Source organism: Streptomyces sp. NPDC005898, assembly GCF_040629635.1.
Lineage (GTDB): Bacteria > Actinomycetota > Actinomycetes > Streptomycetales > Streptomycetaceae > Streptomyces.
Window position 1 is genome coordinate 59014 of the sequence record NZ_JBEXWC010000031.1, and the last position, 11543, is coordinate 70556.

Consider the following 11543-nt stretch of genomic DNA (forward strand, 5'->3'; position numbering starts at 1 on the left):
GCTTCCCGAATAGGCGGTAACCCGACGGTGGACAGAACCAGGGACATGGAACGCGCACTGCGCAGAGCGGAGCCGCACGCTCTTCTCGAAGCGGCGCACGACCTGATCACCGACCTTTATGCTGCGGTCTCCGTCGACCTGCTCATGGCCGACTACGCGATGACCATACTGCAACCGGTCAATGCGCTCCCCTACACGGTGGAACCGATCCCCGTGAACGCCAGCGCCCCCGGCCGCGCATTCGGCGCGCAGGAGCCCTATGCCGAGACCGACCCGCTCTCCGCCCTGGTGAGCGTGCACCTGCCGGTCAGCGTGCGCGGGGACCGCATAGGGGTGCTCACCGTCCGCGTGCCCGCCGAACGCCACACTCCCGAGGCGGCGGCGGAGCTGCAGGACATCGCCGAGATCCTGGGGCACGCGATCGTCGTCGCCGATCGGGACACCGACCTGTACCTCCAGGCCCGGCGCGCCAACCGGCTCACCCTCGCCGCCGAGATGCAGTGGCAGCTGCTCCCCGGGCGCTCCTGCGCCCGCCCCGCGTACGCCCTGGGCGCCCAGTTGGAGCCCGCGTACGCGATCTACGGCGACAACTTCGACTGGTCGGCGACCGCGAACCACCTCACCCTCACCATCACCGACGGCATGGGCGAGGGCATCGAGGCCTCCTTGCTCACCAACCTCGCGGTCAACGCCCTGCGCAACGCCCGCCGCGCCGGACTCTCCCTGTCCGACCAGGCCTACCTGGCCGACCAGGCCGTCTACGGGCACTATCACGGCGCCGCCTACCTGGAGACGCTGCTCCTGCGCTTCGATCTCACCACCGGGGAAACCGAGATCGTCGACGCCGGCTCACCCAAGATGTGGCTCCTGCGGCAGGGGAAAACCGAGCAGCTCGAACTGGAAGCGCAACTTCCGTTGGGGATGTTCGAAGACACTCCCTATAACGCCCAGCGCTTTTACGTCCAGCCCGGGGACCGTCTGCTCTTCGTCAGTGACGGCGTCTACGACGTCACCTCGCCCGGCGGGGAACGCTACAGCGAGAAAGCCCTCGTCCGCGCGATCCATGACACCCGGCTCCTGCCGCCCTCCCAGGTGCCCCGCGCCATCCTCCAGGAAGTGGTCGGACATCGCGCCTCTCCCGATGCCGAGGACGACGCCGTGGTCGTCTGCCTCGACTGGCACGGCCGACCGTAATCCGACCCAGCCGACCACAATCCCGCACGGCTGACCGTAATCTGACGCGGCGACTGGTAACCCGGGCGGCCGACCGGAATCGGGGGCGGCGAGCCGGAATCCGGGGTGCCCGGCCGAAATTCGGGGCGGCCAGCCGTAATCCAGGGCGGCCGGCCCTGATCGGGCCACCGCATTCGACGGGCCCCCGGCGCCGGACAGCCCGGAGTGATATCGACGCGGGCGGATAACCGCCCGCCCTCACGCCCACGGCACAAGCCCCGGTGCACCCACGGCACAAGCCCCGGCGCGCGCACGGGCCGCGCGCCGCCTGACCCTCCCCCGCCGCCGGCGAGCCCCGCGCGCCCCGACACACGGGGGACGCCTCCGCGCTCGTACGCCCGACAGGTCCCGGCCCCCGGCTGCACTCGGGCGCCGATCTTCGGCCACGGGAGCGGCTGATTCAAGCCGCTCCCGGGAAACCGTTTTCCCCCGGAGACCCCAAGGTCCGCCCCCACTCCGGATAGCGAACTCGCGCCACCGGCCAACGGACTGATTCCAGCCAACTCTTGATGCGCTCCTGACAGGAACCGGGCTCCGGTGTCACTCTTCCCCTCGACCGCCGCACGGCTTTCAACAAGGCGACGGTCTCTCTTCACGCAATACCTCTTGTGCACCGCCCAGTTCTGCGTACCGCCCCCGCACTGCCCGGACGGCGATCCAGCCGCCCGGTAGCTCTGGCCGCGCAACCCGCGGCCGCGCAGAAGGAGTCCGTGTTGCGAAACACCTCCCGCAGATCCGCTTCCCCCCGCCGCTCAGTCCGTACCCGCGCGACCGCCGTGGGCGCCCTCTCCGCCGTCGCCGCCCTGCTGGCCGTCGCCGTCCAGGCGGGCCCCGCCTCGGCCGACGACCCGCGGACGGCCGCGGCCAAGGCCCCCGTCCAGAAGCTCGGCAAGGTCGACCCCGGCGCGCTCGCCGCCAAGCTCTCCCCCGCCCAGCGCGCGGAGCTCATACGCACCGCCAACGCCACCAAGGCGGCCACCGCCAAGGACCTGGGCCTCGGCGGCAAGGAGAAGCTCGTCGTCCGCGACGTCACCAAGGACCGTGACGGCACGGTCCACACCCGCTACGAGCGCACCTACGCGGGCCTGCCCGTCCTCGGCGGCGACCTGGTCGTCGACACCGCGAAGTCCGGCAGGACCGAGGGCGTCACCAAGGCCGCCAAGGCGCAGCTCAAGGGCATCGACATGAGCGCCGAGGTCACGGCGGCGGCCGCGAAGAAGCAGGCGCTGAGCGCCGCGAAGGCCGAGGGCTCCAAGAAGACCGACACGGACCGGGCGCCGCGCAAGGTCGTGTGGCTGGCCAAGGGCGAGCCGGTCCTCGCCTACGAGACCGTGGTCGGCGGCCTGCAGCACGACGGCACGCCGAACGAGCTGCACGTCGTCACGGACGCCGCCACCGGCAAGAAGCTCTTCCAGTGGCAGGGCATCGAGAACGGCACGGGCAACACGCAGTACAGCGGCCAGGTCACGCTGGGCACCGCCCAGTCGGGGTCGAACTACACCCTGACCGACACCGGGCGCGGCGGCCACAAGACGTACAACCTGAACCACGGCACCTCCGGCACCGGCACCCTCTTCTCGGGCGCCGACGACGTGTGGGGCAACGGCTCGCCCTCCAACCTGGAGACGGCCGGCGCCGACGCCCACTACGGTGCCGCGCTGACCTGGGACTACTACAAGAACGTGCACGGCCGCAGCGGTATCCGCGGTGACGGCGTCGGCGCGTACTCCCGGGTCCACTACGGCAACAACTACGTCAACGCCTTCTGGGACGACGGCTGCTTCTGCATGACGTACGGCGACGGCTCGGGCAACTCCAAGCCGCTCACCTCGATCGACGTCGCGGCGCACGAGATGACGCACGGTGTCACCTCGGCGACCGGCAACATGACCTACAGCGGCGAGTCCGGCGGCCTGAACGAGGCCACCTCGGACATCTTCGCGGCGGCCGTCGAGTTCAACGCGAACAACGCGACGGACAAGGGCGACTACCTCGTCGGCGAGAAGATCGACATCAACAGCAACGGCACCCCGCTGCGCTACATGGACAAGCCGAGCAAGGACGGCGGCTCCAAGGACTCGTGGTACTCGGGCATCGGCAACATCGACGTCCACTACTCGTCCGGTGTCGCCAACCACTTCTACTACCTGCTCAGCGAGGGCAGCGGCCAGAAGGTGATCAACGGCGTCTCGTACGACTCGCCGACCTCCGACGGCCTGCCCGTGACCGGCATCGGCCGGGACAAGGCGTCGCTGATCTGGTACAAGGCGCTCACCACGAAGTTCACCAGCACGACGAACTACGCGGCGGCCCGCACCGGGACGCTCGCGGCGGCCGGTGAGCTGTACGGCACGACCAGCACCGAGTACAAGGCGGTCGCCCACGCCTGGGCCGCCGTGAACGTCGGCGCCCGCCCCGGCGGCGAGGAGCCCGGCGGCACGTCCTTCGAGAACACCGCGGACGTGGCCATCCCGGACAACGGCGCCGCGGTGACCTCGCCGGTCACCGTCACGGGCCGCACCGGCAACGCGCCGAGCACCCTGAAGGTCGGCGTCGACATCGTGCACACCTGGCGCGGTGACCTCCAGGTCGACCTGGTGGCCCCCGACGGCTCGATCTACCCGCTGAAGGCGACCAGCAGCTCGGACTCCGCCGACAACGTCAAGGAGACCTACACGGTCAACGCCTCCTCGGAGGTGGCCAACGGGACCTGGAAGCTGAAGGTCCAGGACAAGGCCGCGCAGGACACCGGCTACATCAACAGCTGGAAGGTCACCTTCCCGTAAGCCCTTCCCCCGCGGAGTGAGACTCCGCGTCGCACCGTGACACGCCGCCGCCCCGGGTGATCGACTCCCCGGGGCGGCGCGCGTGTTCCGGGCCGCACTTCGTCACGTTCTGTTCGCATTGCGTATGTTGACCATCGCTCAACGGACGATTTCCGGCCAACATCCAGGCAGACCACTGACATGTACCTGGCCCAAATGGCACGCTTCGTGCCCTGGGGGGCCCTCCATGCCACCCAGGTCCCCACAGAAGGAGCCTGCGTGACATCCCGGATATCCGTTAAGCGTTCGACACTCGCGATCGCCACCGCCGTGGCCGCCGGAGCGCTGCTCACCACCGGACTGACCACCGGTGCCTCCGCCCAGACCGACCAGGACACCAAGTCCTCCGGTGCTCCCGGCGCCCTCTCGGCGTCGGCCCGCGCGGGCCTCCTCGCGGACGCGCACGCCGACAGATCGGCGACCGCCGAGCGGATCGGTCTCGGCGCCAAGGAGAAGCTCGTCGTCCGCGATGTCGTCAAGGACCCCGACGGCACCACCCACACCCGCTACGAGCGCACCTACGACGGCCTGCCCGTCCTCGGCGGCGACCTCGTCGTGCACACCGCCGCGAGCGGCAAGGTGAAGGGTGTCACCAAGGCGACCGAGGCGTCCGTCAAGGTCGCCTCCACGGACGCGCGCCTCAGCCGCTCCACGGTCGCCAAGTCCGCCGAGTCCACCGCCGCCAAGGCGAAGACGGCGCAGGCCGACGCGGGCACGCCCCGCAAGGTGATCTGGGCCGCGACGGGCAAGCCCGTCCTCGCGCACGAGACGGTCGTCACCGGTGTGCAGAAGGACGGCACGCCCAGCAGGCTGCACGTCATCACGGACGCCGCGACCGGCAAGAAGCTGTACGAGTACCAGGACATCGAGAACGGCACCGGCAACAGCCAGTACAGCGGCAAGGTCACCGTCGGCTCCAAGAAGACCGCGAGCGGCTACGAGCTGACCGACAAGGCCCGCGGCGGCCACCGCACCTTCGACCTGAAGCACGCGGAGAGCGGCGGCGGCAAGCTGTTCAAGGACGCCAACGACATCTGGGGTAACGGCAAGCCCACGAGCACGCAGACCGCGGCCGTCGACGCCGCCTACGGTGCCCAGCTGACCTGGGACTACTACAAGTCGGTGCACGGCCGCAGCGGCATCAACGGTGACGGCAAGGGTGCGACCTCGCGGGTCCACTTCAGCAACAACTACGTCAACGCCTTCTGGGACGACAGCTGCTTCTGCATGACGTACGGCGACGGCGAGGGCAACAAGAAGCCCCTCACCTCGATCGACGTCGCGGCCCACGAGATGACGCACGGCGTCACCTCGGCCACCGGCAACATGGAGTACAGCGGTGAGTCCGGCGGCCTCAACGAGGCCACCTCGGACATCTTCGCCACCGCCGTGGAGTTCAAGGCCAAGAACCCCAAGGACGTCGGCGACTACCTCATCGGCGAGAAGATCGACATCAACGGCGACGGCACGCCGCTGCGCTACATGGACAAGCCGAGCAAGGACGGCGGCTCCCTGGACAGCTGGAACTCCCGCGCCGGGAACGTGGACGTCCACTACTCCTCGGGCATCGCCAACCACTTCTTCTACCTGCTGTCCGAGGGCAGCGGCAAGAAGCGGATCAACGGCGTCACCTACAACTCGCCGACCTTCGACGGCTCCAAGGTCACGGGCATCGGGCGCGCCAAGGCCGAGAAGATCTGGTTCCGGGCTCTGACCAGGTACTTCACCTCGACCACCAACTACAAGGCGGCCCGCAAGGGCACGCTGAGCGCCGCGAAGGACCTGTACGGCGCGACCTCCACCGAGTACAAGCGCGTGGCGGCGGCCTGGGCCGGCGTCAACGTCAAGTAGCACTCCGGTGAACGGGGGCGGCATCCGGCGGGATGCCGCCCCCTTCCGCGTCACCTCACCTGCTTCCCCTCACCGCAGCAGGACCCCGGCCGCCTCGCCCGTGGCCTGCGAGGGAAGCGCGACCAGCCCCAGCTCGGCGCCGCTCGCCAGCAGCGGATGCGCCGGCAGGATGCGCACCGTGTAGCCGAACGAACCGGTGCGGTCCAGGGCGAGCGGCCCTTCGTAGACGTGGCGGCCCTCCGTGTCGGTCCCGCCCGCCGGCTTCAGCGGCACCGGGGTGGCACCGGTGATGCGGTCCTCGGGGTCCACCCGGCCGGCGACCGCCTGGACCTCCACGTCCTCCGGGGCCAGCTCGCCCAGGTGCACGCGCACGCGCAGGGACAGGGTGGCGCCCAGCTCGGCGGTGGCGCCACTGGCCGTCGCCTCCACGTGGTCGACGGCCACGCGTGGCCAGGCGGCGCGCACGCGGGCCTTCCAGGCGGCCAGTTCGGCGGCGGCCGTGAGGTCGAGCGCGCGGTGGGCGCGGGCGGCGGGGGCGTACAGCTCCTCGACGTACTCCCGGACCATGCGGCCCGCCAGGACCTTCGGGCCGAGCCGGGTGAGCGTCCTGCGGACCATCTCGATCCACCGGTCGGGCAGCCCGCCCGGGCCCCGCTCGTAGAAGCGGGGGGCGATGCGGCGCTCCAGGAGGTCGTAGAGCGCGGCGGCCTCCAGGTCGTCGCGGCGGTCCTCGTCGGTGGCGGCGCCGTCCGCCGTGGGGATGGCCCAGCCGAAGTCGGGCTCGAACCACTCGTCCCACCAGCCGTCCAGGACGGAGAGGTTGAGGCAGCCGTTGAGCGCCGCCTTCATGCCGCTCGTGCCGCACGCCTCCAGGGGCCGGAGCGGATTGTTCAGCCACACGTCGCAGCCCGGGTAGAGCTTTTGCGCCATCGCCATGCCGTAGTCCGGCAGGAACACCACGCGGTGGCGCACCCGGGGGTCGTCGGTGAAGCGCACCAGCTCCTGGATGAGCCGCTTGCCGCCGTCGTCCGCCGGGTGCGCCTTGCCCGCGACGACGATCTGCAGGGGCCGCTCGGGGTGCAGGAGCAGCTCCATGAGCCGGTCCCGGTCGCGCAGCATGAGCGTCAGCCTCTTGTACGAGGGCACGCGGCGCGCGAAGCCGACGGTGAGGACGTCGGGGTCCAGGACGTCGTCGATCCAGCCCAGTTCGGCGGTGGCCGCGCCGCGCTGGCGCCAGGAGGCGTGCAGGCGCCGCCTGACCTCCTCGACGAGCTGCCCGCGCAGGGTGCGGCGCAGCTCCCAGATGTCGCCGTCCCGGATGTCGGCGACCGCGTCCCAGCGGTCGGAGCCGCCCACGGACAGGGCGTCCTCGGTGCGCCGTTCGCCGAGCTGGCGGGCGCCGAGCGCGAGGACCTCGGGGGCCACCCAGGTCGGGGCGTGCACGCCGTTGGTGACGGAGGTGATCGGGATCTCCTCGGGGTCGAACCCCGGCCACAGGCCCGCGAACATCTCGCGGCTCACCGCGCCGTGCAGGGTGGATACGCCGTTGGCGCGGCTGCCCAGGCGCAGGCCCATGACGGCCATGTTGAAGAGGTTGGGCTCGCCCCCGGGGTAGGTCTCCATGCCCAGGCGCAGGATGTCGCCGACATCGATGCGGGGCAGTTCGGCGCCGGGCCCGAAGTGGCGGGCGACCAGCTCGCGGTCGAAGCGGTCGATGCCGGCGGGCACGGGGGTGTGGGTGGTGAAGACGGTGCCGGCGCGGACGGCTTCGAGCGCGGTGTCGAAGGCGGCGCCCTGGAAGGACAGTTCGTGGATGCGTTCGAGGCCGAGGAATCCGGCGTGCCCCTCGTTGGTGTGGAAGACCTCCGGCTCGGGGTGGCCGGTCAGCCGGCAGTACGCGCGTACGGCGCGTACGCCGCCGATGCCGAGGAGCATCTCCTGGAGCAGCCGGTGCTCGCTGCCGCCGCCGTAGAGCCGGTCGGTGACGTCGCGCTCGCCGGGCCCGTTCTCCTCCACGTCGGAGTCGAGCAGCAGCAGGGGTACGCGCCCCACCTGGGCCTGCCACACATGGGCGAGGAGCGAGCCCCCGCCGGGCAGGGCGAGCGCCACCCGGGTGGGTGTGCCGTCGGTCTCGCGGAGCAGGGACAGGGGCAGTTCGTTGGGGTCGAGGACCGGATAGTGCTCCTGCTGCCAGGCGTCGCGGGACAGGGTCTGGCGGAAGTAGCCGTGCCGGTAGAGCAGCCCGACGCCGATGAGCGGTACGCCGAGGTCGCTGGCGGCCTTGAGGTGGTCGCCGGCGAGGATGCCGAGGCCGCCGGAGTACTGGGGCAGGGCGGCGGTGATGCCGAATTCCGGTGAGAAGTAGGCGACAGCGCGCGGGAGCTGGTCGCACGCCCCCGCCCGCTCCTGGTACCAGCGCTCTCCGGTGACGTACTCGCGCAGCTCCTCGGCGGCCTCGTCCAGCCGGCGCAGGAAGTCCTCGTCGCGGGCCAGCTCGGCGAGCCGGGCCGGGGGTACGCCGCCGAGGAGGCGCACCGGGTCGCAGCCGGAGGCCTCCCACAGCGCCGGGTCGAGGGACCGGAACAGTTCACGGGTGCGCGGGTGCCAGGACCAGCGCAGATTGCGGGCCAGCTCGGCGAGCGCGCCGAGGGGGTCGGGAAGGACGGGACGGACGGTGAAACGACGGATTGCCTTCACGGTCTCCACCTTCGCGGGGATTCTCTGGGATGCACGGAGATACACGGGGATGGGGCACATGTCGACCTGCGCGACACGAAGGTAACGGCGGCCCGCCGTGCACCACCACGGCGCAGGGGGCGCACGGAGCGGCGGCCCCCCGGCCGCGGGGCGGCGCCCGTGGTGATCCGCGGCCTGGTCGCGTCCTGTCTCTCACCCGCCCGGCCGATCGCCCGCGCGGGCGCCGACGCGTCGGGCCCCGGGGCCCCGGCACGGCCGTCGCGGACCGGCCCGATGGCCGCCGGTCCTGCCGCTCGGCGCCCCCGCCCGTTCACACCGCTGAACCCGAGGGTGCGTTTTCGGCCATCACGGACGCGTGCGCGCCGACCTGTCCCGAGCGGCCGAACACCCCTTCGGGCGACCGCGCACGGCCACCCCTCCCCCGACCGGATGCGGCCGTTCAGGGCTCTCCCGCCCCCGGAATACCCGGGGCATATGCGCCTGGCCCGTACCAAAGAGTGTGTTTTCGGACCCGGTCCGCTCCGTCAGCCGAGGCCGGTCTTGCCCGTGCCGTTACGCACTAGTAGTTAACAAAGCGCCGGATTGCCCACCCGGAAGGGGTGGGAAGGCTCCTGCGGTACGCACTCCGGCCCACGCGGCCGGCACGCACCGCGGAACCTCTCCCCACCCACGTATCCGTGCACGCGGACAGGAGCGGTCAGACATGCCACTTGGCTCGACCCCGCAACCCACCATCCCCGTTCTGGACGTCCGGCCGGCCGTCCACTGCGGCCGGAAACCGGCGAAGGCCGTGCCCGGCGAAACGTTCCAGGTGAGCGCCACGGTCTTCCGCGAAGGCCATGAGGCGGTCGCCGCCAATGTCGTCCTGCGGGACCCCGGGGGCCGCCCGGGACCCTGGACCCCGATGCGGGAGCTGGCGCCCGGCACCGACCGGTGGGGCGCGGACGTCACCCCGGACGCCGAGGGGCGCTGGACGTACGCCGTGGAGGCCTGGGGCGACCCGCTCACGACCTGGCGGCACCACGCGCGGATCAAGATACCGGCGGGCCTCGACACGGACCTGGTCCTGGAAGAGGGCGCCCGCCTCCACGAACGCGCCGCCGCGGGCGTCCCCGAGGCCGAACGGGCCACCGTGCTCGACGCGGCCCAGGCGCTGCGCGACACCGGCCGCCCCCCGGCCGCCCGCCTCTCGGCGGCCCTCACCCCCGAGGTGGACGCGGTCCTCGCCCGCCACCCGCTGCGCGAACTGGTCACCTCATCACCGGAGTTCCCCCTGGTCGTGGAGCGTCGGCGGGCGCTGTTCGGTTCCTGGTACGAGTTCTTCCCGCGCTCGGAGGGTGCCGTCGTGCGGGAGGGCGCGCCGCCGGTGTCGGGGACGTTCCGCACGGCGGCCGAGCGGCTGCCGGCGATCGCGGACATGGGTTTCGACGTGGTGTACCTGCCGCCGATCCACCCGATCGGCAGCACCTTCCGCAAGGGCCCGAACAACTCCCTCTCCCCCGGCCCCCATGACGTGGGCGTGCCCTGGGCGATCGGTTCGCCCGAGGGCGGCCACGACGCGGTCCACCCCGACCTCGGGACGCTGGAGGACTTCGACGCGTTCGTGCGGCGCGCGGGTGAGCTGGGTCTGGAGGTCGCGCTGGACTTCGCGTTGCAGTGCTCGCCGGACCATCCGTGGGTGGACAAGCATCCGGAGTGGTTCCGGCAGCGGGCGGACGGTTCCATCGCGTACGCGGAGAATCCGCCGAAGAAGTACCAGGACATCTATCCGCTCGCCTTCGACCGGGATCTGCCGGGGCTGGTGGCGGAGACGGAGCGGCTGCTGCGGTTCTGGATGGGGCACGGGGTGCGGATCTTCCGCGTCGACAACCCCCACACCAAGCCGGTGGTGTTCTGGGAGGAGGTCATCGCCCGGATCAACGGCACCGATCCCGACGTCATCTTCCTCGCCGAGGCCTTCACCCGCCCCGCGATGCTGCACACCCTCGCGGCCATCGGCTTCCAGCAGTCCTACACCTACTTCACCTGGCGCAACACCAAGGAGGAACTCACCGACTACCTCACGGAGTTGGCGACGGAGTCCGCGCACTTCCTGCGCCCGAACCTCTTCGTGAACACCCCGGACATCCTGCACGCCTACCTCCAGGAGGGCGGGCGCCCGGCCTTCGAGGTGCGGGCCGTGCTCGCCGCCACCCTCTCGCCGACCTGGGGCCTCTACAGCGGCTTCGAGCTGTGCGAGAACACCCCGCTGCGGCCGGGAAGCGAGGAGTACCTGGACTCGGAGAAGTACCAACTCCGGCCGCGCGACTGGGAATCGGCGGCACTCCGGGACGAGACGATCGCCCCCCTCATCACCTCGCTGAACCGGGTCCGGCGGGCCAACCCCGCCCTCCAGCAACTGCGGGACCTGCACTTCCACGCCACGGACAAGGACGCGGTGATCGCCTACTCGAAGTCCGCCGCGGACGCGCACGGTTCGAACACGGTTCTGGTGGTGGCCAACCTCGACCCCCACCACACCCAGGAGGCCACGGTGTCGTTGAACATGCCGCAACTCGGCCTCGACTGGCACGAGTCCGTGCCGGTGTGCGACGAGCTCACCGGCGAGACCTACCACTGGGGCAGGACCAACTATGTGCGCCTGGAGCCGGGCCGCGCACCCGCGCACGTCCTCCGCGTCCTGCGACCGTCCTCACCGCTGATCGGAGGGTCACCCACACCATGATCGTCAACGAGCCCGTCCAGGACACCTTCGAGGACACGCCCGCCAAGGACCGTCATCCCGACTGGTTCAAGAGCGCCGTGTTCTACGAGGTCCTGGTCCGCTCCTTCCAGGACAGCAACGGCGACGGCATCGGCGACCTGAAAGGCATCACCGCCAAGCTCGACTACCTGCAATGGCTGGGCGTCGACTGCCTGTGGCTGCCCCCCTTCTTC

Annotated in this window: 6 protein-coding genes; 5 read left to right on the forward strand and 1 reads right to left on the reverse strand. The window is 71.0% G+C overall.

Going from position 1 to position 11543, the window contains the following annotated elements; genetic code table 11:
- Positions 1 to 45: 45 nt before the first annotated feature.
- From ABZ385_RS29775 to ABZ385_RS29785, 3 genes are all read left to right on the forward strand, one after another.
- The gene (locus tag ABZ385_RS29775) at positions 46 to 1194 is read left to right on the forward strand and encodes a PP2C family protein-serine/threonine phosphatase (protein ID WP_358913857.1); all 1149 of its coding nucleotides are present in this window, start codon (positions 46 to 48) and stop codon (positions 1192 to 1194) included.
- 752 nt (positions 1195 to 1946) lie between these two features.
- Complete coding sequence (locus ABZ385_RS29780) at positions 1947 to 4019, forward strand: M4 family metallopeptidase (RefSeq protein ID WP_358582393.1); 2073 nt, start codon at positions 1947 to 1949, stop codon at positions 4017 to 4019.
- Between the two features lie 258 nt (positions 4020 to 4277).
- Positions 4278 to 5909 carry a M4 family metallopeptidase gene (locus ABZ385_RS29785; protein WP_358582395.1) on the forward strand — a complete coding sequence of 544 codons (1632 nt, stop codon included), beginning with the start codon at positions 4278 to 4280 and terminating at the stop codon, positions 5907 to 5909.
- Positions 5910 to 5978: 69 nt separating this feature from the next.
- Here ABZ385_RS29785 and glgP read toward each other — a convergent pair whose 3' ends face one another.
- On the reverse strand, positions 5979 to 8606 hold the full coding sequence (gene glgP / locus ABZ385_RS29790) for an alpha-glucan family phosphorylase (protein ID WP_358913858.1): 2628 nt from the start codon (positions 8604 to 8606) through the stop codon (positions 5979 to 5981).
- Between the two features lie 703 nt (positions 8607 to 9309).
- Here glgP and ABZ385_RS29795 point away from each other — a divergent pair.
- A complete protein-coding gene (locus tag ABZ385_RS29795; RefSeq protein WP_358913859.1) occupies positions 9310 to 11331 on the forward strand; it encodes an alpha-1,4-glucan--maltose-1-phosphate maltosyltransferase in 2022 nt (673 codons plus the stop codon).
- The coding region (locus tag ABZ385_RS29800) for an alpha-amylase family glycosyl hydrolase (RefSeq protein WP_358582402.1) at positions 11328 to 11543 on the forward strand (216 nt) is incomplete at its 3' end. The genes ABZ385_RS29795 and ABZ385_RS29800, both read left to right, overlap by 4 nt.